Annotated in this window: 25 protein-coding genes; 12 read left to right on the top strand and 13 right to left on the bottom strand. The window is 63.3% G+C overall.

The window, feature by feature from the left end; genetic code table 11:
* Nucleotides 1–6 precede the first annotated feature (6 nt).
* Both AC2FNS_RS03840 and AC2FNS_RS03835 read right to left on the bottom strand, forming a co-directional pair.
* Complete coding sequence (locus tag AC2FNS_RS03840; protein WP_496710883.1) at nt 7–1,341, bottom strand: NAD(P)-dependent oxidoreductase; 1,335 nt, start codon at nt 1,339–1,341, stop codon at nt 7–9.
* A 160-nt stretch (nt 1,342–1,501) separates the two neighbouring features.
* Nucleotides 1,502–2,134, bottom strand: coding sequence for a cupin domain-containing protein (locus AC2FNS_RS03835; protein WP_480634008.1), 633 nt, complete (start codon nt 2,132–2,134; stop codon nt 1,502–1,504).
* Nucleotides 2,135–2,285: 151 nt separating this feature from the next.
* Here AC2FNS_RS03835 and AC2FNS_RS03830 point away from each other — a divergent pair, with 151 nt between their 5' ends.
* The 3 genes from AC2FNS_RS03830 (at nt 2,286) to AC2FNS_RS03820 (ending at nt 5,363) form a co-directional block, all read left to right on the top strand.
* Nucleotides 2,286–3,281: a GT-B fold glycosyltransferase domain-containing protein gene (locus AC2FNS_RS03830; protein WP_496710884.1), complete on the top strand. Its 996-nt coding sequence runs from the start codon at nt 2,286–2,288 to the stop codon at nt 3,279–3,281.
* A 72-nt stretch (nt 3,282–3,353) separates the two neighbouring features.
* Nucleotides 3,354–4,646 carry an O-acetylhomoserine aminocarboxypropyltransferase/cysteine synthase family protein gene (locus AC2FNS_RS03825; RefSeq protein ID WP_496679651.1) on the top strand — a complete coding sequence of 431 codons (1,293 nt, stop codon included), beginning with the start codon at nt 3,354–3,356 and terminating at the stop codon, nt 4,644–4,646.
* Nucleotides 4,647–4,652: 6 nt separating this feature from the next.
* Complete coding sequence (locus tag AC2FNS_RS03820; RefSeq protein ID WP_496710885.1) at nt 4,653–5,363, top strand: GNAT family N-acetyltransferase; 711 nt, start codon at nt 4,653–4,655, stop codon at nt 5,361–5,363.
* A 2-nt stretch (nt 5,364–5,365) separates the two neighbouring features.
* Here the strand turns inward: AC2FNS_RS03820 and AC2FNS_RS03815 are convergent, their stop codons facing one another.
* Nucleotides 5,366–6,061 carry an SIMPL domain-containing protein gene (locus tag AC2FNS_RS03815; RefSeq protein WP_496710886.1) on the bottom strand — a complete coding sequence of 232 codons (696 nt, stop codon included), beginning with the start codon at nt 6,059–6,061 and terminating at the stop codon, nt 5,366–5,368.
* A gap of 164 nt (nt 6,062–6,225) precedes the next feature.
* Between AC2FNS_RS03815 and AC2FNS_RS03810 the strand changes: the two genes are divergently transcribed.
* Nucleotides 6,226–8,295, top strand: coding sequence for a hypothetical protein (locus tag AC2FNS_RS03810; RefSeq protein ID WP_496710887.1), 2,070 nt, complete (start codon nt 6,226–6,228; stop codon nt 8,293–8,295).
* A gap of 54 nt (nt 8,296–8,349) precedes the next feature.
* Here AC2FNS_RS03810 and hppD read toward each other — a convergent pair whose 3' ends face one another.
* Nucleotides 8,350–9,447 carry a 4-hydroxyphenylpyruvate dioxygenase gene (gene hppD, locus AC2FNS_RS03805; RefSeq protein WP_496710888.1) on the bottom strand — a complete coding sequence of 366 codons (1,098 nt, stop codon included), beginning with the start codon at nt 9,445–9,447 and terminating at the stop codon, nt 8,350–8,352.
* A 146-nt stretch (nt 9,448–9,593) separates the two neighbouring features.
* On the opposite strand from hppD, the gene AC2FNS_RS03800 reads away from it, so the two are divergent.
* Together AC2FNS_RS03800 and AC2FNS_RS03795 are read left to right on the top strand one after the other, a co-directional pair.
* A complete protein-coding gene (locus tag AC2FNS_RS03800) occupies nt 9,594–10,049 on the top strand; it encodes an Lrp/AsnC family transcriptional regulator (RefSeq protein WP_496679641.1) in 456 nt (151 codons plus the stop codon).
* A 19-nt stretch (nt 10,050–10,068) separates the two neighbouring features.
* Entirely contained in the window at nt 10,069–11,946 is a 1,878-nt protein-coding gene (locus tag AC2FNS_RS03795) for a monovalent cation:proton antiporter-2 (CPA2) family protein (protein ID WP_496679638.1), read from the top strand.
* A gap of 28 nt (nt 11,947–11,974) precedes the next feature.
* On the opposite strand, the gene cobT is transcribed toward AC2FNS_RS03795, so the two are convergent.
* Nucleotides 11,975–12,988: a nicotinate-nucleotide--dimethylbenzimidazole phosphoribosyltransferase gene (cobT, locus tag AC2FNS_RS03790; protein ID WP_496710890.1), complete on the bottom strand. Its 1,014-nt coding sequence runs from the start codon at nt 12,986–12,988 to the stop codon at nt 11,975–11,977.
* A 79-nt stretch (nt 12,989–13,067) separates the two neighbouring features.
* Here cobT and cobS point away from each other — a divergent pair, with 79 nt between their 5' ends.
* Nucleotides 13,068–13,832 carry an adenosylcobinamide-GDP ribazoletransferase gene (gene cobS / locus AC2FNS_RS03785; RefSeq protein WP_496687089.1) on the top strand — a complete coding sequence of 255 codons (765 nt, stop codon included), beginning with the start codon at nt 13,068–13,070 and terminating at the stop codon, nt 13,830–13,832.
* Here the strand turns inward: cobS and AC2FNS_RS03780 are convergent.
* The 6 genes from AC2FNS_RS03780 to AC2FNS_RS03755 form a co-directional block, all read right to left on the bottom strand.
* Nucleotides 13,829–14,590, bottom strand: a complete 762-nt coding sequence (locus AC2FNS_RS03780) for an ion channel (protein ID WP_496679633.1) — start codon at nt 14,588–14,590, stop codon at nt 13,829–13,831. The two genes, cobS and AC2FNS_RS03780, sit on opposite strands and share 4 nt — an antisense overlap.
* A gap of 122 nt (nt 14,591–14,712) precedes the next feature.
* Nucleotides 14,713–15,222, bottom strand: a complete 510-nt coding sequence (locus tag AC2FNS_RS03775; protein WP_149775807.1) for a CarD family transcriptional regulator — start codon at nt 15,220–15,222, stop codon at nt 14,713–14,715.
* Between the two features lie 268 nt (nt 15,223–15,490).
* A complete protein-coding gene (gene fdxA / locus AC2FNS_RS03770) occupies nt 15,491–15,829 on the bottom strand; it encodes a ferredoxin FdxA (protein WP_149775806.1) in 339 nt (112 codons plus the stop codon).
* A gap of 65 nt (nt 15,830–15,894) precedes the next feature.
* Nucleotides 15,895–16,266: an RNA-binding S4 domain-containing protein gene (locus tag AC2FNS_RS03765; protein WP_496710892.1), complete on the bottom strand. Its 372-nt coding sequence runs from the start codon at nt 16,264–16,266 to the stop codon at nt 15,895–15,897.
* Between the two features lie 6 nt (nt 16,267–16,272).
* The gene (locus AC2FNS_RS03760; protein WP_496710893.1) at nt 16,273–19,095 is read right to left on the bottom strand and encodes a helicase-related protein; all 2,823 of its coding nucleotides are present in this window, start codon (nt 19,093–19,095) and stop codon (nt 16,273–16,275) included.
* Nucleotides 19,096–19,115: 20 nt separating this feature from the next.
* Nucleotides 19,116–19,685, bottom strand: coding sequence for a tetratricopeptide repeat protein (locus AC2FNS_RS03755; protein WP_496710894.1), 570 nt, complete (start codon nt 19,683–19,685; stop codon nt 19,116–19,118).
* Nucleotides 19,686–19,753: 68 nt separating this feature from the next.
* On the opposite strand from AC2FNS_RS03755, the gene AC2FNS_RS03750 reads away from it, so the two are divergent.
* The 4 genes from AC2FNS_RS03750 to AC2FNS_RS03735 all read left to right on the top strand — a co-directional run bounded on the left by AC2FNS_RS03750 (nt 19,754) and on the right by AC2FNS_RS03735 (nt 23,157).
* Complete coding sequence (locus tag AC2FNS_RS03750) at nt 19,754–20,044, top strand: SCP2 sterol-binding domain-containing protein (protein ID WP_496710895.1); 291 nt, start codon at nt 19,754–19,756, stop codon at nt 20,042–20,044.
* Nucleotides 20,044–21,021, top strand: coding sequence for an alpha/beta fold hydrolase (locus AC2FNS_RS03745; protein WP_496710896.1), 978 nt, complete (start codon nt 20,044–20,046; stop codon nt 21,019–21,021). The genes AC2FNS_RS03750 and AC2FNS_RS03745 overlap by 1 nt, the downstream gene beginning before the upstream one ends.
* Before the next feature lie 70 nt (nt 21,022–21,091).
* Nucleotides 21,092–22,912, top strand: a complete 1,821-nt coding sequence (locus AC2FNS_RS03740; RefSeq protein ID WP_496710897.1) for a M3 family oligoendopeptidase — start codon at nt 21,092–21,094, stop codon at nt 22,910–22,912.
* On the top strand, nt 22,909–23,157 hold the full coding sequence (locus AC2FNS_RS03735) for a hypothetical protein (RefSeq protein ID WP_496710898.1): 249 nt from the start codon (nt 22,909–22,911) through the stop codon (nt 23,155–23,157). The genes AC2FNS_RS03740 and AC2FNS_RS03735 overlap by 4 nt, the downstream gene beginning before the upstream one ends.
* Before the next feature lie 16 nt (nt 23,158–23,173).
* Here AC2FNS_RS03735 and AC2FNS_RS03730 read toward each other — a convergent pair whose 3' ends face one another.
* On the bottom strand, nt 23,174–23,443 hold the full coding sequence (locus AC2FNS_RS03730; RefSeq protein ID WP_496679614.1) for a DksA/TraR family C4-type zinc finger protein: 270 nt from the start codon (nt 23,441–23,443) through the stop codon (nt 23,174–23,176).
* Nucleotides 23,444–23,500: 57 nt separating this feature from the next.
* Entirely contained in the window at nt 23,501–24,475 is a 975-nt protein-coding gene (locus tag AC2FNS_RS03725) for a Gfo/Idh/MocA family protein (protein ID WP_496710899.1), read from the bottom strand.
* 147 nt (nt 24,476–24,622) lie between these two features.
* Here AC2FNS_RS03725 and AC2FNS_RS03720 point away from each other — a divergent pair.
* A partial coding sequence (locus AC2FNS_RS03720) for a dipeptidase (RefSeq protein WP_496803777.1) occupies nt 24,623–25,428 on the top strand: 806 nt, incomplete at its 3' end.

The raw sequence follows: 25,428 nt of genomic DNA, 5'->3' as shown, positions 1-25,428 counted from the left end.
CCTCGCTCAGGCGCTCAGGCTGGCGTGAATGTCCATAGCGGCATCGCGGCCCTCGGCTACGGCGGTCACGGTCAGATCCTCGCCACCCGCAGCACAGTCTCCGCCGGCCCAGACCCCCGGAACCGAGGTGCGTCCAGCCGCATCGACAGCGATCTTGTTGCCGTCGAGCACCAGCCCCTCGGGCGCGCCGTTCAGCGTCTGGCCGATGGCCTTCAACACCTGATCGGCGGCCAGACGGATGGTCTCGCCCGTGCCGGTCAGCTTGCCGTCCACGGTGGCAGTATACTCCAATTCGATCTCGACCGCTGCCCCGTTGCCATGGATGGCGACGGGCTGGACATTGCATAGGATGCGCACCCCCTTCGAGGCCGCCAGATCCTGTTCGTATTTACTGGCGCTCATCGCCGCGCGCCCGCGCCGATAGGCGATGGTCACGTTCTCGGCGCCCAGCAGTTTGCACTTGACCGCGGCATCGACCGCCGTCATCCCGCCGCCGATCACCACTACGTTCCGGCCCACCGGAACCTGAGCCAAATCAGCGGCCTGGCGGACCTCGGCGATGAAATCGACCGCGTCGCGCACGCCCGGCAGGTCTTCGCCCTGGGCCCGCAGCGCGTTCACACCGGCCAGACCGATCGACAGGAACACCGCGTCATAGTCTTTGCGCAGGCCGTCCAGCGTGACCGTCTGGCCCAGCGCCTCGCCGGTTCGGATGCTGATGCCGCCGATCTTCAGCAGCCAGTCCACCTCGGCCTGAGCAAAGTCATTGGTCGCCTTGTAGGCGGCGATCCCGTATTCGTTCAGCCCGCCCGGCTTGGGCTTTGCCTCAAAGATCACGACGTCGTGGCCCAGCATCGCCAGCCGATGCGCACAGGCCAGCCCCGCCGGCCCTGCCCCGATCACGGCAACGGTCTTGCCGGTGGGGGCCGCACGTGTGAACGGATGCACACCGGCCTGCATCAGCGTATCGGTCGCATACCGCTGCAAGCGCCCGATCTCGACCGGCTTGCCCTCGGCCGTTTCGCGCACGCAGGCTTCCTCGCACAGCGTTTCGGTCGGGCACACACGGGCGCACATGCCGCCCAGGATGTTCTGATCGAAGATCGTCTTTGCCGCTGATTCCGGTTGCCCGGCCTGAATCTGCCGAATGAACAGCGGAATATCGATATCGGTTGGACAAGCCGTCACGCACGGCGCGTCATAGCAGAAATAACACCGATCGGCGGCCACGGCAGCCTCGTGCGGCGCCAGAGGCGGATGCAGATCGGTGAAATTCGAGGTCAGCTCATCGCTGGAAAGCCGCCCGGCGACGATGCCGGGTGCCATCTGGCCCTGTGCCATCACTCTACTCCCTGTAGATATGTTTGTTATTGAGACCAGCTTGCCACAAACAGATTTTTTATCAATTGGTAAAATTTGCCAAATGGTCAAAAAAGCGAAAACCGGGCCGAATGACCCGGTTCTTTGGTGGCATTTGCCCGTTTTTCAGGCGAAACCGGCCTCAGACCATGACGGACAGGTGCCCTGACTTCATCCAGACGCGGGCGCCATCCGGACCTGCCCGCAATTCAGTGCGCGTTCCGGGCGGCAGACGCAGCCAGTCCCATCGCGCGAATTCCTCGCCTTGTTCGGTGAAGCCGCCGTCGATCACGAAGACCTCAGCCCCGCCGGGCGCGTCAATCGGCACGACCTGATCGGGCGGCCAACTGCGCACTTCAACCGTTTCGTGGTCGTCCTTGAACAGCGGCACTTGGTCCGCACCGTTGATCGAGCGGCGCACGGTGGTGCGGTCGTTTGGGTCGAATTGATGCAGTTTGACCAGGATCGTCGCGCCTTGGCTGGCCGATGGCGTATGCGACGAGGTCGGCGGGTTGCGGACATAGCTGCCCACCGGGAAATCTCCGGTCTCGTCCTGAAAAACGCCGTCCAGAACCAGGTATTCCTCGCCCCCGTCATGGGTGTGGGCGGCAAAAGCGCTGCCGGGCGCAAAGCGTACGATGGTGGTGGCGCGCGCCACCTCGTCGCCGATCCGGTCCAGCATCTTGCGCTCGACCCCGGCGGCGGGCGAGGCCACCCACTCGGTCTGGTCGAAGTGAACCGCCACCCGCTGGGTGAAATCCGCATTGATCCGCATGTCGCGCTCCTGTCTGATCTCCTCCATCAACATGGGCGTGCCGGGCCCGATTTCAAACACGCGGCGTCAACGGTTTTGACGCAGGTTCAGCGATGCTGTAGGTCGAAACCAACGGCAAGGGGCGGGCAAGCGCCCTGAACGGAAGGCGCAGATGCAGGCAGACCGGCAAAAATTCAATATCCTGATCATCGGGCAGAACAACCGCCTGCAATACGAAGCCGTCCTGTTCGCCGCCTCACTGCGCCACTCCGCGCCCGGATATTCGGGCCGCCTGTTCGTAGGCGTTCCGCAACCCGGCCCGCGCTGGAGCCAGGACCCAAGCATCCGCAACGAGGATGTTCTGAAGGCGCTGAAACAGCTCGATGCCGAGATCCTGCCCTTTTCGTCCGAGGTGTTCGGCGAAAGCTATCCCTACGGCAACAAGATCGAGGCGCTGGCCGCCCTGCCCGAGGGTGAGCCGTTCGTGTTCTTCGACACCGACACGCTGATTACAGGCGACCTGGCCGCCGTGCCGTTCGATTTCGACCGGCCCGGTGCGTCGCAGAAGGTCGAGGGCACCTGGCCCAAGCCGACCCTGTACGGGCCGGGGTTCGATGGCATCTGGCGGGCGCTCTATGACCGGTTCGGGCTGGATTTCCAAAGCTCGATCGACCCTACCCAACCGGCGGAATACTGGCGGCGGTATCTGTATTTCAATGCGGGCTATTTCTTCTACAAATGCCCCCGGCAATTCGGCACGCGGTTTCTGGACTATGCGCGCACCATCCGGGATGAAGAGATCCCCGCCCTGACCGGCCAGAACCTGGACCCGTGGCTGGACCAGGCGGCTCTGCCGCTGGTCATCCACGCGCTTGGCGGCGGGCGCGATGTTCTGCCCGCGGACCTGCTGGATGGCTCGGTCAGCTGCCACTATCGCCTGTTCCCGCTGCTTTACGCACGCGAAAGCGACCGGGTGGTCGAGGTGCTGGAAACTGTTGCCGCGCCCAATAAGGTCAAGAAGGTGCTCAAGAACTACGATCCGCTGAAACGGCTGGTGTATCAGGGCAAGGGCGCCAAGATCCGCGCCATGTTCGACCGGGACAACCTGCCCCAGCGCGAGCAGGCCATCCGCAAGGTCATCAAGAACAAGGGGCTGTGGCTGCGCTGACGCGGACATTGTGCCGGGCCCGGCAATCGCCTAGAGATTCTGCAACGCATATACCCAACAGGAGAGTGACGTATGTCCGACGGCCCCACCTATGGTTTTGATACGCTGCAAATTCACGCAGGCGCCCGCCCCGATCCGGCGACTGGCGCGCGCCAGACCCCGATCTATCAGACCACGGCCTATGTGTTCCGCGATGCCGATCACGCGGCCGCTTTGTTCAACCTGCAAGAGGTCGGCTATATCTACTCGCGCCTGACCAACCCCACGGTGGCAGTTCTGCAAGAGCGGGTGGCGACGCTGGAAGGTGGCGTTGGCGCAGTGTGCTGTTCTTCGGGTCACGCGGCGCAGATCATGGCGCTGTTCCCGCTGATGGGGCCGGGTTGCAACGTGGTCGCCTCGACCCGGCTGTATGGTGGAACGGTCACGCAGTTCAGCCAGACCATCAAGCGCTTTGGCTGGTCGGCCAAGTTCGTTGATACCGATGATCTGGATGCTGTGAAGGCCGCCATCGATGACAACACCCGCGCGGTGTTCTGCGAATCCATCGCCAATCCGGGCGGCTATGTCACCGATATCCGCGCGCTGGCCGACGTGGCCGACGCCGCCGGCATTCCGCTGATCGTCGACAACACCTCGGCCACGCCCTATCTGTGCCGCCCGATCGAGCATGGCGCCACGCTGGTCGTGCATTCGACCACCAAGTACCTGACCGGCAATGGCACGGTCACCGGCGGCTGCATCGTGGATTCGGGCAAGTTCGACTGGTCCGCCAGCGACAAGTTTCCCTCGCTCAGCGCGCCGGAGCCCGCCTATCACGGCCTCAAATTCCACGAAACTTTCGGCCCACTGGCCTTCACCTTCCACGGTATCGCCGTGGGCCTGCGCGACCTGGGCATGACGATGAACCCGCAGGCTGCGCATTACACGCTGATGGGGATCGAGACGCTGAGCCTGCGTATGCAGCGCCATGTCGAAAACGCCGAGAAGATCGCCGCTTGGCTCGAGAAAGACGACCGCGTGGACTATGTGACCTATGCGGGCTTGCCCTCGTCGCCCTATCACGACCGGGTCAAGAAATATTACCCCAAGGGCGCAGGGGCCCTGTTCACCTTTGCGGTCAAGGGTGGCTATGACGCCTGCGTCAAGCTGGTGAACGCGCTCGAGATCTTCAGCCACGTCGCCAACTTGGGCGATGCGCGGTCGCTGATCATCCATTCGGCCTCGACCACGCACCGGCAGCTGACCCCCGAACAGCAAGAGGCCGCCGGTGCCGGGCCGAACGTGGTGCGGGTGTCGATCGGGATCGAGGATGCCGATGACCTGATCGCCGATCTCGATCAGGCGCTATCCAAGGCTTGCGCCTAGTCCGAAATGCAGGGGCACCGGATCAACGCATTGGGCCAGCCCGTGGGCCTGCCGGTTGCGGGGGAGTTCCCCCGCCCGGCCCCACCGCGCGCGCCCATGCAGGGGCGGTTCTGCTGCGTGGTGCCCTTGGATGTGAATGCGCATGCGCCCGGCCTGTTCCGGGCGTTTGCCGCCGATACCGACGGGCGCAATTGGACCTACCTGCCCTACGGCCCGTTCGACTCGCAAGCGGGGTTCGCCGCCTGGCTGGCGCAGACCTGCACGGGGGACGATCCGCTGTTCCACACGGTTCTGGACCAAGGCGGACAGCCCGTCGGGATGGCATCCTACCTGCGTATCGACCGCAATGCCGGCGCAATCGAGGTGGGGCACATCCATTTCTCGCCGCTGATGCAGCGCACGCCGGTCGCAACCGAAACGATGTTCCTGATGATGCGCCGCGTCTTCGATGAACTGGGCTATCGCAGATACGAATGGAAATGCGATGCGCTGAATGCCCCGTCGCGCCGGGCCGCCGAACGGCTGGGTTTTGTCTTCGAAGGCGAATTTCGGCAAGCCACCCATTACAAGGGGCGCAACCGCGACACGGCGTGGTTTTCGATCATCGATACGGACTGGCCACGCATCCGGCAGGCGTTCGAAACCTGGTTGTCACCCGAGAATTTTGATGCCTCGGGCCAACAGCGGAAACCGCTGATGGCCCGCAGCGAAAGATGACGTTAGTCGGAAATGTCGAACTCCATCGACACGGTGACCGAAACCGAAACCTCGCCACCGGCGACCGGGACCCCGCCCGAATCGGCCATGGCCATCTCGCGCATCTGCATCACCGGCCGCAGGCCGCCGCTCTGCTCGTCGATCGAGTGAACCGGCCCCAGGGTAACGCCGCCGGCCTGCGCCAGTTGCCGGGCTTTCTCGATGGCGTCAGCCACGGCCTTGGCCCGCGCTTCGGCCTCCAGCGGCTCGGGCTCCTGCAGGCCAAAGCTCAGGCTGCCGAAATCATTTGCACCATCTTCCATGACCCCATCCAGAATCGCGCCCAACGCGCCCAGGTCGCGCACCCGCACAACCACCCGGTTCGAGGCCACGAATCCGGTGATCCGTGGGGTGCCGTCGCCCGAATAGCCCCGCCCGCTCCAGACCGGCGACACCGATAGGTCGCGCGTCTGCACGTCACGCGGCGCGATGCCCATGTCGTCCAGCCGGGCCAGAACCTTCGTGACGGCGGCGGAGGTCGCGCGCATTGCGGCCGAGGCCGCCTTGTCTTCGTTCGTGACCCCCAGCATGATGGTGGCCATGTCGGGCGCGGCCTCGGCCGTTCCGGTCGCGGACACACGGATGCGACGTTCTTCCGCATGGGCGGCGCCGGCCGCGGTCGCCGCCAGCATTGCCGCCAAAAAAGCAAATGTCTTCAAGGTGATCCCTCCGGTTTCCTGTCTCGGACAATGGGCCGGCAGACCCTTGCCGAGCAAGGGGAGAATCCGGCTTTGCCTTTCCCTCGGCGGGTTCCTGCTTTAACCTCGTTGGGCGAACGCATGGGCGTTTGCTTTGGTTCTGGCAATTACGGCATCTTCGGATCATGATACCCGCCTTCGCGTTGTCCCTTTCGGAAAACGGCATCACGCTTCTGCACCAGTCCGATGGCGAATGGTTCGAGATCGGATCCGTTACGCTGGACGATCCGGATTTTTCCGAAAACCTGACCGAACTGCGCAAACAGGCCTTTGCGCTGGCCAACGACCTAAGCTGCATCGTCGTGATCCCGGCCGAGCATGTCCGCTATCTTGGGATTCCAGCCGATGACGCCGGTTTGGGCGATCCGACCGCGCGGATCGAGGCCGAACTGGCCGCGGCGACGCCCTATGCGGCGAACGAGCTGCTCCATGATTCTCAGCGTCGGGACGGTGTTCTGCAAGTGGCCGCAATCGCCCGCGAAACTCTGGACGAGGCGCGCAGATTTACCGTTCAATACGGGTTCGTGCCCCTGTGTTTTGCGGCCCCTCCGCAGGGTGAGTCCTGGCCCGGATCCTTCGAGTTTCGTTTCGACGGAGCACCTGGCAATACGACGGCGGCAACCGCGCCGATTGCAACCGACCTGCCCGCGCGCCCAGAGGGCACTGAACCGACCGAGCCGGCACCGGCACCCTCGCCCGAAGTGACCGCCGCAGAGCCCTCGGTCGCAGTCCACCCCGTTGCTGAACCGCACGGCGCGGCGACGTTTCGCCCGCAGAACACCTTGGACGGACCCTCGGCACGCACCTTGTGGCACGACCGCCGCCTGCGCCGTGCGGTGCCGGTGGCCGTCGTTGCAGTACTGGCCGGTGTGGCATTTGGCATTCTGAACCGCTCGGATGACGCCCCTGCCCAGAGCCCTGCCCCTCCCGCGCCTGTGGTTGCCGAGGCCCCCGTACTGGACCAACCCGAAGATCAGGTTCCTCAGACCGCTACGCCCGTGACCACGCCTGAGGAGCCGGCTCCGCCTTCCCTCGAGCAGGCGGCGACCACGGGACCCGAACGCGCGCCCGTTGAATTGCCGCCGGTTCCTTCCGAAACCGACCCCGAGGCCTTGGCCGATCTGGTCTCGGCGCCGGTTGAAACCCCGGACGCACCCACACCCGGGCCGGACCCGATCGACGCCGCCGTTCTGGATGCGCTGACGGTCGCGCCATCGCCGGTCGAACAGGTCCAGCGCGACCCCGAAAGCCAGGAGGTGTTCCAAGAGGTCACCGGCCTGACCATCGTTGCGCCAGAGGCCCCGCCGACACCGCCACTGGAGGACCCGGACGAACTCTATCTTGCATCCATCGACTCGACCGACCTGTCACAAGATGCGATTGCACTGCCTGATGTCCTGAGTTTTGCATCCGACGCACCGGTCGATCAGGTCAGCGCTCCCGCGGCGCCGGGCACGCGGTTCGCGCTGGACGCGCGCGGGTTGGTGACGCCGACCCCTGAGGGGACGCTGAACCAGGACGGCGTCATGGTGTATCTGGGACGGCCAGCGCGGGTGCCGCCGGCGGTGCCCGTTCGATTCGAAACCGCCCCGACGGTCACCCAGGTCGACGAACGGCTGGCCGGCCTTCGCCCCAAGACGCGCCCGGCCGATCTGATCGACAGGTTCGAGCGTGAACAGCTTGGGGGGCGGTCATTGACCGAACTGGCCGGCATACGCCCGAAAGCCCGCCCCAAGTCCGTCCAAGACAGGGCGCAGACAGATCAAACCCCCACCGCACAGGCGGTGGTCCGGGTCCCGCGCCCACGGGTGCGCCCATCGACGGTTGCCGCACTGGCCGCCCAACGGCAAAAGACCGGCGGCGCCACGCTGGGCTCGGTCGCTGCGGTGGAGGAATCGGATGACGACGCGGGGTCGTTCCAGCCAAAATCCGTGGCGCCAAAGATCCCCAGCACCGCATCGGTTGCCCGGCAGGCGACGATGGACAACGCGATCAACCTCAGACGACTGAACCTGATCGGGGTCTATGGCACCCCGGCCAACCGCCGCGCCCTGGTCCGGCTGCCCAGCGGCCGGTACAAGAAGCTGAAGATCGGCGACCGGATCGACGGCGGCAAGGTCGTTGCGATCGGTGACAGCGAGCTTCGTTATCAGAAGCAGGGGCGCAACCTGACCCTGACAATGCCCAAGGGATGAGACACCGAGAAGTCCGGAACCCTCAGCGGGTTCCGAAAGGCCTATCGCCGAAAATCAGGCGGCGTCGATTTCACCGGACTCGATCTGTTCGCGCTCGATCGATTCGAACAGTGCCTTGAAGTTGCCCTCGCCGAAGCCATCGTCGCCCTTGCGCTGGATGAACTCGAAGAAGATCGGCCCGATCACGGTTTTCGAGAAGATCTGCAACAGGATCTTGGTCTCGCCACCATCAACAACCCCTTCTCCGTCGATCAGGATGCCGTGCTTCTTCATCCGGTCCACCGGCTCGTCATGGCCCTTCACGCGGTCGAAGGACATCTGGTAGTAAGCATCGTTGGGGCCGGGCATGAACTTCAGCCCCCGCTCGGCGATGGCATCGGTCGAGTCATAGATGTTCTCGGTGCCGACGGCGATGTGCTGGATGCCTTCGCCTTTGTATTTCTTCAGATAGGACACGATCTGCCCGGTCTCGCCGCGGTCCTCGTTGATCGGAATGCGGATCCGGCCGCAGGGCGAAGTCAGCGCGCGGCTGAACAGACCAGTGTATTTACCCTGGATGTCGAAGAAGCGGATTTCACGGAAATTGAACAGGTCGCCGTAGAACTTGAACCACTTGTCCATGTTGCCCTTGTAGACATTGTGGGTCAGGTGATCGAGGTAATAGAAGCCCACGCCGCGCGGCTTGGACTGCTTCAGCCACTCGAATTCCTCGTTGTAGGGCGAGGTCTCGTAATATTGGTCGATAAAATAGATCAGCGATCCACCGATGCCCTTGATCGCGGGCACGTCCATGGTCTTGTCGGCGCCATCATAGGGTTCGGCCCCTTTTGACACCGCGTGTTCATAGGCCTTTTGTGCATCGACTACGCGCCACCCCATCGACGGGGCGCAGGGCCCGTGCTCAGCCACGAATTTCGCGGCAAAACTGTCTGGATCGGCGTTCAGGATATAGGTGATGTCGCCCTGCTGCCACAGCTCGATTGCAGGCTTATCCTTGTGGCGGGCAACCATTTCAAAACCCATTTTCGCGAAAAGATCGCGCAACTCCTGCGGCTCGGGATGGGTGAATTCGACGAACTCGAATCCGTCAGTCCCGGCGGGGTTTTCTGCGCTGACGACGGATTTCGGGGCATTGTGGGGGAAAGGACCCATGGCGTGTCTCCTCGACGAAAGGAATTTCTTTGCTGATTCAAGAATACGCATTTTTTCACACTGTTTTTGCGCATATTTTTCATGTAAACTTCTAATTGATGCGTGAAATTCGCGCGAAAATAATAAAGATTGAAAAAAACTCGCACATGCTGGATGCAATCGACACACGCCTGCTGGCGGCCCTGCAAAAGGATGCCCATCTGACGGCCCATCAGTTGGGCGAGTTGCTGAACCTGTCGCCCAGCCAGGCGGGCCGCCGTCGTCAGCGGCTTGAGGCCGAGGGGTATATCACCGGCTACGCGGCCAAGCTGGACCCGCTGAAGCTGGGTCTGCACGTGCAGGGGTTCATCCAGGTGCATCTGGGCACCCACGGCCCCGAGCAATCGGCCAGCTTTGCCCGCATGGTCAATTCCCGCCCCGAGATCACCAGCGCCTGGACGATGACCGGCGAGGCGGATTACCTGCTGCACGTCTATTGTGCGGATCTTTCCGCGCTCAACGCCTTGCTGCACGAGGTGATCCTGCCGCATCCTGCCGTGGCCCGCGTGCAAAGCCAAATCGTGATGGATCAGCTCAAGCGCGACGCCCCGCTACCCACTTGACGGCCCCGAAAGGAACGAGATGAACGAATTTCTGTACCAGGCCTCGATCTATCTGGCGGCGGCGGTGATCGCCGTGCCCCTGTCGGCGCGGTTGGGGCTGGGGTCGGTTCTGGGCTACCTCGCCGCCGGCCTTGCCATCGGGCCGATTCTGGGCTTGGTGGGGGCGGAAACCAAAGACCTGCAGCATGTGGCCGAATTCGGCGTGGTCATGATGCTATTCCTGATCGGGCTTGAACTGGAACCGCGCGCGCTGTGGGACATGCGGCACAAGCTGCTGGGGCTGGGCGGGTTGCAGATTTCAATCTCGACCGCGGCCATCGCGGCCGTGACCTATTATACCGGGCAACCGTGGACGGTCGCCCTGGCGGTTGGGCTGACCCTGTCGCTGTCTTCGACGGCGATTGTGCTTCAGACTTTGTCCGAAAAGGGGTTGATGCGCACCAATGGTGGCCGGGCGACGTTCTCGGTTCTATTGACGCAGGACATCGCGGTGATCCCGATCCTGGCGTTTCTGCCGCTGCTGGCCATGCCGGCCAGCATCTTCATCGAGGATGATGGCTCGATCACGCGCGGTGGCGACGGGCACGGCGACGCGAACCATGCGCTGTCGCTGGTCGACGGCCTGCCCGGCTGGGCGGTGACGCTGGTGACATTGGGCGCGATCGCGGTCGTGATCCTGGTCGGCGTCTACCTGACCCGCCCCCTGTTCCGGTTCATCCACGCGACCCGCTTGCGCGAGATGTATACGGCGCTGGCCCTGATGATCGTGGTCGGGATCTCGTTCCTGATGACGCTGGTGGGCCTGTCGCCGGCGCTGGGGGCCTTTCTGGCGGGCGTCGTCCTGGCCAGTTCCGAGTTCCGGCACGAAATGGAAAGCGATCTGGAGCCGTTCAAGGGGTTGCTGCTGGGTCTGTTCTTCATCACCGTCGGGGCTGGCATTGACGTAGGGTATTTCTTCAACGATCCCTTCGACCTGATCGGGCTGGCGCTGCTGGTGATCCTGATCAAGGGCATCATCCTCTACATCGTCGGGCGCGCCTTCAATCTGCGTGGGCGCGATCATTGGCTTTTCACATTGGGCCTGGCACAGGCGGGCGAATTCGGCTTCGTGCTATTGGCTTTTTCGACCAAGCAGAGCGTGATCCCGCCTGCCCTTGGACAAAAGCTGTTGATGATCATCGCGCTGACGATGCTGATCACGCCGCTGTTGTTCATCCTGTATGATGTCCTGTCGCGCCGCATCCGCGACCGGGCCCCACAGGTCGAACCCGAGGACATCGACGAACAGGGGCCCGTCATCATCGCCGGGATCGGCCGGTTCGGCCAGATCGTCAATCGTCTGGTCCGCGCCAGCGGGTTCAAGACGGTGGTTCTGGACCACAACATCGAGACCATCCAGTTGATGCGGCGCTTTGGCGTCAAGGGGTTTCTGGGCGACCCGACGCGGCCCGAACTGCTGCGGGCGGCGGGGCTGGAAAAGGCCTCAGTCCTGGTGGCCGCGATGGACAACCCCAAAGAAGTGACCCGGCTGGTTGCCTATGCCCGGCGGCAGCGCCCCGATCTGCACATCGTCGCGCGCGCTCATGACCGCACCCATGTGTACGAACTCTACCAGGCCGGCGCCGATGATATCGTCCGCGAGCTGTTCGACAGTTCGCTTCGGGCGGGCCGCTATGTGCTGGAAAATATCGGGCTGAGCGAATACGAAGCCGCGCAGGCCCAACAGACATTCTATCACCACGACCGGCAGGCAATCCGCGAATTGGCCGAGTTGTGGGTTCCCGGCCAGCCGACGGCCGAGAACAAGAAATACATCGAAAAGGCGCGCGAATTGGAGAAGGACCTGGAAACCGCGCTGCTGGAACTGGCCGAGAAGAAGGAAAAGAAATCCGCCTGATCCGGCGCGGGGCCGGATCAGATGGGCGTCATCCTTCCGACACGCCGGCCTCGGCAAAGGTGGCCATGCCCGAATGGCAGGCAACGGCGCTTTTCAGGATGTTGATCGCCAGCGCGCCACCCGACCCTTCGCCCAGCCGCAGCCCGAGGTTCAGCAAGGGGGACTTGTCCAGCTTTGCCAGCATGGCGGCGTGGGCGCCCTCGGCGCTTTGATGGCCGGCCAACGCGTGATCCAGCGCGCCGGGCGCCACACGATCCAGGCAGGCGGCGGCCGCCGTGCAGATGAACCCATCCAGAATGACAGGTATCCGCAACACCCGTGCCGCCGCGATCGCCCCGGCCATGGCCGCGAGTTCCCGCCCACCGAGGCAGCGCAGGATCTCAAGCCCATCACCCGAGGACCCGTGCAGTGCAACACCGTCGGCCACGACGCGCGTCTTGTCGGCAAGCCCGGCATCGTCCACACCGGTGCCACGCCCGGTCCAGTCGGCAGCCTCTCCGCCGAACAGGGCACAGGCTATCGCCGCCGCCGGGGTCGTATTGCCAATGCCCATTTCACCGACCACCAGCAGATCGGCAGCAGGATCGACCGCCTGCCACCCGGTGCGCAGCGCGTCCAGAAGTTCGGCCTCGGTCATGGCCGGGCCTTGCGTGAAATCCGCCGTCGGTCGATCGAGATCCAGCGCATGCACCGTCATCCTGGCCCCGGCCGCCTTGGCCAGTTGGTTGATTGCGGCGCCGCCATGTTCGAAATTCAGGACCATCTGCGCGGTGACTTCGGGCGGAAAGGCCGAAACCCCCTGCGCTGTCACCCCGTGATTGCCGGCAAACACGATCACCTGCGGCGCCTCGATCCGCGGCTGCGCGTCGCCGCGCCAGCCAGCATACCAGATCGCCAGTTCCTCGAGCCGACCCAGGGCTCCCGGCGGCTTGGTCAATTGGCCGTTGCGGTCGGAAGCGCCCCGCAGCGCGTCCCCGTCCGGACCGGGCGCAGTACGCAAAGCATCCCGGAAAGTATTCAGATCATCGAGTTCGGGCAGCATTCAAAGCCTCGTTGCATCACAGTCGTCCTGCGTGTTTAACCGAACGCGAGGCTCCAACAACCCCTTGAAAGGCGCGCAGGTGCACAAAAACGACACACGGCTGTTTTCGCCCCGGGACATACCGCTGGCGCTGGTTCTTCTCACGCGGTTGCCCCTGCCCCGGCTGCCGGATGAGGTTTTCGCCCGTCAGGCGCACGCGGTCTGGGCCTTTCCCCTCGCGGGACTGGTCGTTGGCCTGCTGGCCGGTCTGGTCGGCTGGGTGGCGTCGGGTGCCGGTCTGCCGCCCTGGGGCACGGCCGCCCTGATCGCCGCAACCCTGACCATCGTGACCGGCGCCATGCACGAAGACGGGCTGGCCGACACCGCTGATGGGCTGTGGGGCGGCTATTCGGTCGAGCGGCGGCTCGAGATCATGAAGGACAGCCACATCGGCACGTTCGGTGTGTTGGCGTTGGTTTTTTCACAGTTAATGCGGGTGGCCGCGATCGTCGCCCTTCTGACCGGCGGAGGGCTTGCGTGCCTCGTGGCAGCGGCGGTGGTCTCGCGCGCGATGATGCCGCCGTTGATGGCGGGGCTGCCCAATGCGCGCGGCGCGGGGTTGAGCCATCAGGTCGGAACGCCTCCGGGCTCGGCGGTGATCGCGGGGTTGGTTCTGGCCTGCTTTCTGGGCATGGCCCTGGCGGGCTGGCCCGCGATTGCCGCGACGGTGTGCGCGGGCCTGGCGGTGATGACGGTCGCTGCAATTGCCAAGGCAAAGATCGGTGGCCAGACCGGCGACATCCTGGGCGCCACCCAGCAAGTGTCCGAGATCGTGTTTCTTCTGGTCCTGGCCGCTGCGGCCTAGGTCACGCCACCTGTTTCGATCCGCAAGGTTGCGCCGCAATGCTTGCAGTGCACCGCATCCGGGTCATGCCGGAACAATCCGCAGCTGCGGCATTTATATCGGACCTTTTGCGGCATGAAGACGGCCTGCGCCAGGCGCACGAACAGCGCCACCCCGACGACCATGATGAACACCGAAAACAGCTTGCCGCCCGGCGTGGGCAGGGTGATGTCTCCGAACCCCGTGGTGGTCAGAGTAGCCATCGTGAAATACAGCGCGTCGATATAGGGAGTTTCGCTGCTGGATGGAATGAAGAACACCAAAACGGCGGTTGACGTTGCAAACACGAAGACCAGAAGGTTCACCGCCGCAATCACCGCATCTTCATGCGTGCGAAAAAACGTGCTGTCTCTCCGCAGATCCCGCAGCAGATGGTAGGAATGGATCAGCCGCAGCGCCCGCAGAACCCTCAGGAAGGCCAGGCTGCCGGTCAGAAACGGATCGAGGACGATCGACACGATCACCACCAGATCGGCCATCGTGTAGATCTTGAACAACAGTTTCCGGCGATCCTTGGCGATCCACAATCGGGCCAGGAAATCCAGCAGGATGATCAGCCCCACGCCCCAGCTGACCGCGATCAGCGCCGGCCCGTGGGGTATGTTGGCCGTGGAAACGAAGAACACGATCGAGGCGAAATCGAACAGGATGAGGAAATACCGAAACCACACCGAAACCGCCGCGCGACCGACATACAGTGCCCTAACCGTTTGTTTCATCACCGCCTCTCGATCAGTACCATCCCCGAAAACCTAACCCGCAACCGGTCGCCCGACCAAGGCGCGCCCATGAAAAAACCGCCCCGTAACCGGGGCGGTCAAATCTGTCGGATCACATCGGATCAGGCTGCGCGCGAGGTCAAGGCTTCGTCAACCTGCTTGGCAGCGGCAATCTCGTCGGACCCCGAGACAGCCGCGACTTCTCGGGTCAGCCGGTCAAGCGCGGCCTCGTACAGCTGACGCTCGGAGTAGCTCTGTTCGCGTTGTTCGTCGGTGCGATGCAGGTCACGGACCACTTCGGCGATCGAGATCAGGTCTCCGGAATTGATTTTCTGTTCATATTCTTGTGCCCGGCGCGACCACATGGCCCGTTTGACTTTGGCCTTGCCCTTCAGGGTCTTCATGGCCTGGCTGATCACGTCCGGCGAGCTCAGCGACCGCAGCCCCGACTCGGTGGCCTTGTTGGTCGGCACCCGCAGTGTCATCTTGTCCTTTTCGAACGAGATCACGAATAGTTCCAGCTTGAATCCCGCAACTTCCTGTTCTTCGATCGATATGATCTTCCCAACCCCATGGGCCGGGTAGACAACAAAATCGTTCGGGCGAAACTCGAGCTTCTTCGATTTTGACATGCACTTGCTTCCTTGGTTTCAGAGCGGGAACAGACGGCAAAAGCCGAACCGGGGTCTGTAATGACCCCCGTCGGGTTGCCGGCTTTATTGATTTCAGCACTCCAAAGCGAACATACTTACGGAGTCATCCCCATCTCGGTCGATTTCTGAGTTTGATCATATCACAAAAATACGACATCTGGAAGCCGGCCTAACAGCGACAGGCAAGATATCGAGGTTTTTCAGAGCTTTGATGACCTGAAAGCCGCGATTGCGACGGCCGAATCGCTTAGCCGCCTTCGCCCGGGGCTTCCGAGAAATACTTCTCCATCTTACCCTCTTCGCCGTCGTGCTTCTCGGCATCGGGCAGCGGATCCTTCTTCGACACGATCACCGGCCAGATCTCGGCGTATTTCCGGTTGAATTCGACCCACTCTTCCATGCCCGGCTCGGTATCGGGGCGGATCGCGTCAGCAGGGCATTCCGGCTCGCACACACCGCAGTCGATGCACTCGTCGGGATGGATGACCAGCGTGTTCTCACCCTCGTAGAAGCAATCGACCGGACAAACCTCGACGCAGTCGGTGTATTTGCAGGCAATGCAGTTCTCGGTGACAACATAGGTCATGGTCGAATTCCCATATCGGTTTCGGCGACTAGCTAATTCAACCCGCACCGGTCTTCAAGAGAAGATCACCCCCTTGGGGTGCGAGAAAGATCAAGCGCACGCCGTTCCTTCTTGGTCGGACGACCTTTTCCCTCGAAACCCGGATTTCCCGGCAGAGCGTTCTGCGCGGGCATCAGATCGGTGTACAGCGTCTGCGCCTCGGACGCGGGGCCGCGACGCTCGCCCAGGAATTCGACGCGGACGACCCGGACCACTCGCCCCTGCGCAAAGGTCAGGACATCCCCGGGCCCGACGGTCTGCGCCGGCTTCTGGGCCCGGTCTCCGTTTATGCGCACATGGCCAGCGCTGACCTGTCTGGCGGCCAGGCTGCGGGTCTTGAAGAACCGAGCATGCCACAGCCACTTGTCGATCCGCAGCTTGGCCAGCGCCTCTGCCATGGCGGATCAGTTGCCTTCCTTCAGGCCCATCAGCGCCGCAGCGAAGGGGTTGTCAGGGTCGATGGCCTTTTCCTTTTTCGGTGGGCGCGACGAGAAGGTCTTGGCCCCTTGCGGCTTGCCCCCCTTGCCCCCTTGCGGCTTGCCACGGCCTTCGCGCGGCTTACCGCCCGGCTTGCCCTTGCCGCGCGGCTGCTGTGCATCCCGGCGCGGGCCGCGATTGCCTTGCCGCTGACGGCCCCAAGTGAAGGTATAGAACACCTCGATCTCGGGCTCGTCCGATGCCGGTTCGGCGGCCGGGGCCTCGGCGGGCGCCTCGGCGCTTTCGGTGGCCTCGACTGACGGCTCGGCGGGTTCGCCTGCCGCATCCACCGGGGCATCAGAAGCTTCGGGTCCGGTCTCTGCCGGCTGCGCGTCGGATTCACCCGTCAGTTGAGGCTCGGCCATCGCTGGCCGGACCTTGACGCGCTCACCGCGTTCAGCCTTGTATCCCAGCCCCTGCATCAGGTCCGCAAATTGCTCCAGCGTCATGCCGGTGATCGACAACATGTCGGGCTTGGCCTCGAACCCGCCACGACTGTCTTCTGCCCGCAGCATGTCGGCCAAGCGCTCCAGCATGTCGATGCGGATGGCGCGCTCGCCCGCGTTGCGGTACCCGCACATGGTGTCATAGCCCTCGGGCGCATCCTTGGCGACGGGGACTGTCACGAGGCCCGGGGGCGGCGCTTCGGGAAACTCCTGCAGGCCGTTGGCCAAGGCCCACAACACCAGACGCAGACGCGTCGGGGCAGGCTTCAACAACAGCGGCATGAAGATGGTGAACTGACCGAACCGGATGCCGTGTTTGCGCAGCGCGCCGCGGGCGTCCTGGTCCAGATCCTTAACTTCTTGGGCGACACCGGCGCGCGGCAGGATGCCCAACGCCTCGACCATGCGGAAGGCAAAGCCCCGGGCCAGGCCCGTCAGCTCTTCGTCGCGCGACAGGTTCAGCAGGGGTTCGAACAGGGTCGCGATCTTGCGGTCGATGAAGTGCTGCAGGCGGCGCTGAACCTTCTGCTCGACCTCCGGCCCTGCGGCCTCGTCCACGAACACCTCGACCATCGGCTTGAGCGGCTCGGCCCCGGCAACCAGCTTGCCGACGGCATATTCGCCCCACATCAGGCCACCCTGTTCGGTAAAATCAATTTCGGTATCGGGCGCGTTGTAGAAGCGATCGGCACGCAGATGGAATTGCGGCGCGAGTGCTTGCAGCGAGGCCGATTTAAGCGCTTTCGCCTCGGTTCCCTGCGCGCTTTTGTCCGGGATGAACCGGAACCCTTCCAGACGACCGACGAATTCGCCTTCGACGGTCACTTCACCCTTGTCATTCACTTCGGCCAAAAGGGCCTCCTTCTGTTTGAGCCGGCGCAGCAGAACAGATGTACGCCGGTCCACAAATCTTTGCGTCAGACGTTCATGCAAAGCGTCCGATACCCTGTCTTCTACAGCGCGGGTTTCCGCGCGCCAATGGGATTCGTCGCGCACCCAGCCGTTTCGTTGCGCAACATATGTCCAGGTGCGAATATACGCCAACCTTTTGGACAACGCATCAATATCGCCGTCGGTTCGGTCGATCCGGCGGATCTGGCGCGCTAGGAAATCCTCGGGGATCGTACCGCGTTCGTGCAGATGCCCAAAAATCGATTCGAGCAGGCTGGCATGTTCGGCATGGCTGATGCCGCGAAAATCGGGGATTCGGCAGACATCCCACAAGAGGCGGATCGACGGGCCGTCACTGGCACGGGCCGCAACCTCGGGCACCTGGGCCAGCGATTTCAGCGCGTTCAAATCGTCGGCGGGCCGGGCTTTGACCAAGTGTTCGTTGTCCGGGCTGGCCTCGAGCGAGTCGATCAGCGCCTCGACCGACCCGAACCGCAAGGCGGCATTCCGCCAGTTCAGCTTTTTCATCGGCGTGAACCGGCTGTCCATGATGGCCTGTGCCACGCCCTCGTCCAGCGGCGATGCCTCGCCCGTCACGCCGAAGGTGCCATCCGACATGCCGCGCCCGGCGCGCCCGGCGATCTGGGCCAGTTCGTTCGGAGCCAGCGGCCGCATACGCCGGCCATCGAATTTGGACAGGGACGAAAACGCCACGTGGTTCACATCGAGGTTCAGCCCCATCCCGATGGCGTCGGTGGCTACCAGATAGTCGACCTCGCCATTCTGGTACAGCTCGACCTGCGCATTCCGCGTACGCGGGCTGAGTGCGCCCATGACCACGGCCGCCCCACCCTTTTGCCGCCGCAATAGCTCGGCAATGGCATAGACGTTCTCGACCGAGAACCCGACGATGGCGCTGCGCGGGGGCATGCGGCTGATTTTTTTGGACCCGGTGTAAACCAGTTGCGACATCCGCTCGCGCCGGACGAACTGCGCCTGCGGAACCAGCGCCGCGATCGGGCCGCGCATCGTGTCGGCACCCAGAAACAGCGTCTCGTGCGTGCCGCGCATCCGCAGCAGCCGATCGGTAAAGACATGACCGCGCTCGGGGTCGGCGCACAGTTGTATTTCGTCGATGGCCACGAAATCGGTGCCCATCCCCTCGGGCATCGCCTCAACCGTGCAGACCCAGTATTGCGTGCGCGGCGGCACGATGCGTTCTTCACCCGTCACAAGAGCCACCACCGAGGGGCCGCGGATGGCGACGATCTTGTCATAGACCTCGCGCGCAAGCAGCCGCAGCGGCAGGCCGATGACACCGGTCCGGTGCCCCAGCATGCGTTCGATCGCATAGTGGGTTTTGCCTGTGTTGGTCGGGCCAAGTACGGCCACGATTCGGGATGCCCCGTTCACCTTTGCCCCCTGCCCGGACCTTAAAGCGCCTTGCCCGCGATTTGCGGTTTCAGCCGATTCACGGCATTGGTTACTTCTTCGTGATGGGGATGTATAGCCAGCGCGCGCGAATAGGCCTCATAGGCCCGGTCGGGCTGACCCAGAACCTCGAAGATCAGGCCCAGACCATAAATGGCTTGGTAATTGTTCGGGTTCAGGGTCAGGGCATGTTCAAGATCCGCCGCCGCCATGCCGAACCGTTCCAGCCCGAAAAAGACCGAGGCCCGCGCATGCCAGCCCTCGGCAAAATCGGGCGCGTGGTCGGTCAGCGCTGTCAGGTGATCCAGGGCAGCGTCGATGTTCCCCTGTTCCATCGCATCGCGCCCCCGTTCCAGCAGCAGATCCGCCGAGGCCGAGCCGGATTGCGACCACAGCGCCTGCAACTGCCGATCCAGGCCAATGGCCTGTTGCGGCGTCGCCTCGGCCAGTTGCCGCAGCAGTTCCGCCTCGTCGCGCAGATCGGCCTGCTGTCCCCACGCAGTGGTGGAAAACGTGACTAGGACCGCAAATGCCGCAACGGTACCTTTGAGATTGTTGATTGCAATGCTCATAACAATGTTCAGTGTAGCGTTGCGACCGCGGATGTCCATTCACGGCGCACCAACAAATGAGGAAGACCATGAGCGACACTCTTGAAAAAGCGGCAGCCGCGCTGAACGAAAAACTGTCGGGGGGCGAATTCGATTCTTCGGCGAAATTCGCCATTGCCGAGCTGGGCTCGATCGTGCTGGACGCGAATGGCGCGCGGGTCAGCGACGAGGACGCTGAAGTCACCCTGAGCGCCGACGCGGAAACGTTTGAACAGATCCTCAACGGCGAGTTGAACCCCACCGGTGCGTTCATGGCCGGCAAGCTGAGCGTCGATGGCGACATGGGAATTGCCATGAAACTTGCCTCGGTACTGGCCTGATGGAACTGTCGCCGGCCCCTTTCTTTGAAGACGTGGCCGGCGGTCCCGTCGGCGGCGCCGCGCATTGGTTGACCACCAGCGACGGCACGCGCATACGCGGGGGCCACTGGCGCCCCGAGGGTGAGGCGACCGGGACGGTGATGATCTTTCCCGGCCGCACCGAATACATTGAAAAATATGGCAATGCGGCGGGCGAGTTCGTGCGGCGCGGCTTTGCCGTACTGGCCGTGGACTGGCGCGGACAGGGTCTGGCCGACAGGTTGCTGGAAGATCCGCGCATCGGACATGTGGACAAGTTCACCGACTATCAGCAGGACGTGCGCGAAACACTGAAACTGGCCAAGCACCTGGGCCTGCCGAAACCCTGGCACGTGATCGGCCATTCGATGGGCGGCGCGATCGGGTTGCGCGCGGTTCTGGAGACCGGCCGGTTTGCCTCTTGCGCTTTCACCGGCCCGATGTGGGGCATTTTCTTCACCCCCCTCATGAAGCCACTCAGCCGCCTGACCGCCTATTGGGGGCCGCGATTCGGGTTGGGCGAACGCACGCCGCCCACGACATCGCTGGACAGCTATGTGCTGACCCAGCCGTTCGAGGGCAACGTTCTGACCCGCGACCCCGGGATGTACCGGATGATGCAGGATCAGTTGAAAGCGCACCCCGAACTGGCCTTGGGCGCCCCGTCCACCATATGGCTGCGCGAGGCGCTGGACGAATGTGAATGGCTTGTGGCGCAGACCGCGCCGGACATTCCCTGCCTGACCTATCTTGGCACCCACGAGCAGATCGTGGACCGCAAGGCGATCCGGGCGCGGATGACGAATTGGCCCAGCGGCCGGCTGGTCGAAATCCCCGACGGCGAACACGAGGTGATGATGGAACCGCCCGAGGTCCGCGGCCCCGTATTCGAAGAGATGGCCGCGCATTTCTCGGCCGCCGCCAACGGGCGGTTATCCGATCTTGCGATGACGCGCTGACGCCTCGGCTGCTTGTGATCCGCGCGCCCTGCGCCTAGATGTGGTCCAACGCAGACAATCGAGGTGTTTCATGCACGAGCTTCCCTTCCCCGTCCGAGACGCAAATTTTGGTGGCGGCGCCGACAACCTTGGCAACCTGCCGGAGTGGAACCTGGACGATCTTTACAAGGGACAGGACGCGCCGGAACTGACCCGCGATCTTGAGTGGCTGGAACAGGAGTGCGCGGGTTTTGCCGCCGATTACGAAGGCAAGCTGGCTGATCTGGACGCTCAGGGCCTTCTGACCTGCGTGAAGCGCAACGAAAAGATCAACGCCGTCGCCGGGCGGATCATGTCCTTTGCCGGGCTGCGCTATTACCAGCTGACCACGGATGCCGAGCGCGCCAAGTTCCTTTCGGACATGCAGGAAAAGGTTACGCTGTTCACCACGCCTCTGGTGTTCTTCACGCTCGAGATAAACCGCATCGACGACGACGTACTGGCCGCTCATTTCAAGGCCAACGCGGACCTGGCCCGGTACGAGCCCGTCTTCCGCCGCATCCGCGCGATGAAGCCCTATCAACTGTCGGACGAGTTGGAGAAATTCCTGCATGATCTGGGGGTGGTCGGCGACGCGTGGGAACGGCTGTTCGACGAAACCATTGCCGGGCTGACCTTTACCCTGGATGGCGAAGAGCTAAACATCGAGGGCACCCTGAATCTGCTGACCGAACAGGACCGGTCCAAGCGCGAGGCGGCGGCTCGCGAACTGGCCCGTGTGTTTCAGGACAACATCAAGACCTTTGCCAGGGTCCACAACACCCAGACCAAGGAAAAGGAAATCATCGACCGCTGGCGCAAGATGCCAACCCCGCAGACCGCGCGGCACCTGGCGAACGATGTCGAACCCGAGGTGGTCGAAGCTTTGCGCGAGGCGGTCGTGGCCGCCTATCCCAAGCTCAGCCACCGCTATTACGAGCTCAAGCGCAAATGGCTGGGGCTGGATGTGATGCAGGTCTGGGACCGCAACGCGCCGCTGCCGATGGAAGACACCCGCACCGTGTCGTGGGAAGACGCCGAGAAGACGGTGATGGAGGCCTATGCCGCCTTCGATTCCCGAATGGCCGAGATTGCGGCGCCGTTCTTTTCGAAAGGCTGGATCGACGCTGCGGTGAAACCGGGCAAGGCCCCGGGTGCCTTCGCGCACCCCACCGTGACCGATGTGCACCCCTATGTGATGCTGAACTACCTGGGCAAACCGCGCGACGTGATGACGCTTGCGCACGAGCTGGGCCACGGCGTGCATCAGGTGTTGGCCGCCGGTCAGGGCGAGATGCTGTCCTCGACGCCCCTGACGCTGGCCGAAACCGCCAGCGTCTTCGGCGAGATGCTGACCTTCCGCAAGATGCTGGATCAGGCCGAAACGCCCGAGCAGCGCAAGGTTCTGTTGGCCGGCAAGGTCGAGGACATGATCAACACGGTAGTCCGCCAGATCGCCTTTTACGATTTTGAATGCAAGCTGCACGCCGCCCGCCGCGAGGGCGAACTGACGCCGGACGACATCAACGCCCTGTGGATGAGCGTTCAGGCTGAAAGCCTTGGCCCGGCGTTTGAATTCATGGATGGGTACGAAACCTTCTGGGCCTATATCCCGCACTTTGTTCACTCGCCCTTCTATGTCTATGCCTATGCCTTCGGTGACGGGTTGGTGAACGCGCTGTACTCGGTGTACGAAAGCGGCGTGGAAGGGTTCGAAGACAAGTATTTCGAGATGCTGCGCGCGGGCGGCTCCAAGCACCACAAAGAGCTATTGGCCCCGTTCGGTCTGGATGCCAGCGACCCGAAATTTTGGGACAAGGGCCTGTCGATGATCTCGGGCTTCATCGACGAGTTGGAGGCGATGGAAGAGTGACACCCAAGACCGGGCGCTGGGCCGCGCTGAAGGCGCAGCTGCGCCCGGTTCTGGCCCGCATTCGCCAAAAGGTTCCGCGCGGGTTGCGCTTCGTCGTGGGCATCCTGCTGATCATCGGCGGAATTTTCGGATTCCTGCCAGTGGTGGGGTTCTGGATGATTCCACTGGGGATCATGGTCGCCGCGATGGATGTTCGGCTGTTGATACGCTGGAGGCGAACGCGTCGGAACGGCCGGGTTCGCTGATCTGGTCGGGGCAACCCTATTTCAGCTGGCTGTCCTTGGACCCGCGCCGGTTGATACCGCCGCGGGCTTTGTAGGCGCCGTCGTGCTCCTGCTGGCAGTCTAGGCACAGCTTGACGCCCGGGATGGCCTGACGCCGTTTTTCCGGGATCGGTTCCTCGCATTCCGCGCAATGGGTCAGGCTGTCGCCCACGGGGCGTTTGCGCGCCTGCATCCGAGCCAGCTCGTCGGAAATCGACGCTTCGATCTGTTCGCTTACCGCGCCGTCACGCGCCCAGCCTCCGGCCATGGTCTCCTCCGTTTCAGCCGCCGGCCAGTCTAGGCGCGCAGTGGTACGTCACGCAAGTCAGAGCGGTGTCGCGCCATCGAACACCCGGTCGATCATCGCTTGCGTCCCGCGCGAGAATTCCAGCGGACACGGGTATTCGTCCCCCGCGCGAATGGTTCGGCAAAACGCCTCGACCTGCAGCTTGTAGTGATCGTCGGCTGGGAAACGCGTCACAAGAACTTCCAAACCCGGACGATGCAGTTCGACCCGAGCCTCGCCAAACACCCGCGCGTTGAACGGCGCGGTCAGGCGGATCAGGCCGCGTTCCCCGTGAAAGACCATTTCCTGATGCGGGTGCATGCGGATCGAGACATAGGCCGAATAAGTAAAGCCCGGAAACTGCGCGCGTATTTCCGTGAACGCGTCGATTCCATCCTCCCAACGGATGGCCGATTGCACGGTGTCCGGTTCCTGCCCCGTCGCGAAACGGGCCGACCCGATGACATAGACGCCGATGTCGCGCAGCCCGCCGCCGCCGGTTTCAGCGCGGTTGCGGATATTGCCGGTGTCGGTGCGGTTGTCGAAGCTGAATGCGCCCGTGACATGCACCAGATCACCGATGGCGCCATCGGCGATCAGGTTGCGCACATGCTGCCACTGAGGGTGGTGCACGATCATATAGGCCTCGGCCGCCAGCAGCCCGGTCTGGTCGCGCTTCTGGATGAGGGCGTCGAACTCCTCGGCGCGCATGGTCATCGGCTTTTCACACAGAACGTGCTTGCCGGCCTCCAGCGCCTTAAGGCTCCATTCCACATGCAGGTGGTTCGGAAGCGGAATGTAGACCGCCTCGATTTTGGGCGAGGCCAGCAGCGCGCCATAGTCGTCAAAGACCTTCAGGTCCGGGCAGAAGTCCTGAAACGGATCGGCCTTGGCCTGATCCGAGGTCGCCAAGGCCGCCAGCCGCGCACCCGAAGCCGCATGGATCGCCGGCCCCATGAATTGGCGCGCGAATTTCGCCGCCCCCAGAATGCCCCATTGAACCGGCTTGTGCATGGTGTCCTCCGTATTTGACCACGTTGGGCGCTGAAATGTTTGCGCCAACATCCGTTGCGACCTCTGTATCAGCCAAGCGACGCCAAGTCAGGCTTTTCTCATCAGTTTTCGCCCCTAAGCTGCCGAAAACGCTTGGGGAGGAAAAACGTGAAGAGACTACTGAAATGGCTGGCCGGCCTTGTGGTGGCCGCGCTCGTCCTCGGGGCCGTGGTGTTCTTTGGTTTCGTGCCGGCTTATGTTGAAGGCGCGCGCAACAACGTGATCGACCACGACCCATATCCGGTGTCCGACACCGCCGCGGCCCTGCACGAAACCCTGCTCGTGGGCGACCTGCATGCCGATCCGCTGTTGTGGAGCCGCGACCTGACCGAGCGCGGAACCCGCGGCCAGGTGGATATTCCCCGGCTGATCGAAGGCAACGTGGCCCTGCAGGTGTTCACCGCCGTGACCAAGTCACCGGCCGGGCAGAACTACGAGGCAAACTCGGCCGAGCCATTCGACAACATCACGCTGTTGGCCATCGGCCAGCTGTGGCCGCTGCGTACCTGGGACAGCCTTAAGGAACGCGCGATTTATCAGGCCGAGAAATTGCACCGGTTCGAGGCCGCCTCGGACGAGCACCTCAAGGTCATCAAGACCCGCGCGGATCTCGAGGCCGTTCTGGACGCCCGGGCGCGCGGCGAAAAGGTCGTGGGCGGCATTCTGGGAATCGAAGGCGCCCATCCGCTGGAGGGCGATCTGGCCAATCTCGAGCCGATATTCGATGCCGGCCACAGGGTGTTCGGGCTGCAGCATTTCTTTGACAACGAACTGGGCGGCTCGCTGCACGGCACCGGGAACACGGGCCTGACCGAATTCGGACGGCAGGTAGTGGCCGAACTGGCCAAGCGCCCGGTGGTGATCGACCTGGCTCATTCCAGCCCGCAAGTGGCGCGCGACGTGCTGGCCATGAC

The sequence above is a fragment of the Ruegeria sp. BHSA191 genome, from assembly GCF_059613325.1.
The sequence above is the reverse complement of the archived record's forward strand: the minus strand, read 5'-3'. Positions and strand labels throughout refer to the sequence as shown.

Coding starts and splice junctions, on each gene's coding strand:
- AC2FNS_RS03840 (WP_496710883.1), bottom strand. CDS start 1,341: ATGGCACAGGGCCAGATGGCACCCGGCATCGTCGCCGGGCGGCTTTCC.
- AC2FNS_RS03835 (WP_480634008.1), bottom strand. CDS start 2,134: ATGCGGATCAATGCGGATTTCACCCAGCGGGTGGCGGTTCACTTCGAC.
- AC2FNS_RS03830 (WP_496710884.1), top strand. CDS start 2,286: ATGCAGGCAGACCGGCAAAAATTCAATATCCTGATCATCGGGCAGAAC.
- AC2FNS_RS03825 (WP_496679651.1), top strand. CDS start 3,354: ATGTCCGACGGCCCCACCTATGGTTTTGATACGCTGCAAATTCACGCA.
- AC2FNS_RS03820 (WP_496710885.1), top strand. CDS start 4,653: ATGCAGGGGCACCGGATCAACGCATTGGGCCAGCCCGTGGGCCTGCCG.
- AC2FNS_RS03810 (WP_496710887.1), top strand. CDS start 6,226: ATGATACCCGCCTTCGCGTTGTCCCTTTCGGAAAACGGCATCACGCTT.
- hppD (WP_496710888.1), bottom strand. CDS start 9,447: ATGGGTCCTTTCCCCCACAATGCCCCGAAATCCGTCGTCAGCGCAGAA.
- AC2FNS_RS03800 (WP_496679641.1), top strand. CDS start 9,594: ATGCTGGATGCAATCGACACACGCCTGCTGGCGGCCCTGCAAAAGGAT.
- AC2FNS_RS03795 (WP_496679638.1), top strand. CDS start 10,069: ATGAACGAATTTCTGTACCAGGCCTCGATCTATCTGGCGGCGGCGGTG.
- cobT (WP_496710890.1), bottom strand. CDS start 12,988: ATGCTGCCCGAACTCGATGATCTGAATACTTTCCGGGATGCTTTGCGT.
- AC2FNS_RS03780 (WP_496679633.1), bottom strand. CDS start 14,590: ATGAAACAAACGGTTAGGGCACTGTATGTCGGTCGCGCGGCGGTTTCG.
- AC2FNS_RS03775 (WP_149775807.1), bottom strand. CDS start 15,222: ATGTCAAAATCGAAGAAGCTCGAGTTTCGCCCGAACGATTTTGTTGTC.
- fdxA (WP_149775806.1), bottom strand. CDS start 15,829: ATGACCTATGTTGTCACCGAGAACTGCATTGCCTGCAAATACACCGAC.
- AC2FNS_RS03765 (WP_496710892.1), bottom strand. CDS start 16,266: ATGGCAGAGGCGCTGGCCAAGCTGCGGATCGACAAGTGGCTGTGGCAT.
- AC2FNS_RS03755 (WP_496710894.1), bottom strand. CDS start 19,685: ATGAGCATTGCAATCAACAATCTCAAAGGTACCGTTGCGGCATTTGCG.
- AC2FNS_RS03750 (WP_496710895.1), top strand. CDS start 19,754: ATGAGCGACACTCTTGAAAAAGCGGCAGCCGCGCTGAACGAAAAACTG.
- AC2FNS_RS03745 (WP_496710896.1), top strand. CDS start 20,044: ATGGAACTGTCGCCGGCCCCTTTCTTTGAAGACGTGGCCGGCGGTCCC.
- AC2FNS_RS03740 (WP_496710897.1), top strand. CDS start 21,092: ATGCACGAGCTTCCCTTCCCCGTCCGAGACGCAAATTTTGGTGGCGGC.
- AC2FNS_RS03730 (WP_496679614.1), bottom strand. CDS start 23,443: ATGGCCGGAGGCTGGGCGCGTGACGGCGCGGTAAGCGAACAGATCGAA.
- AC2FNS_RS03725 (WP_496710899.1), bottom strand. CDS start 24,475: ATGCACAAGCCGGTTCAATGGGGCATTCTGGGGGCGGCGAAATTCGCG.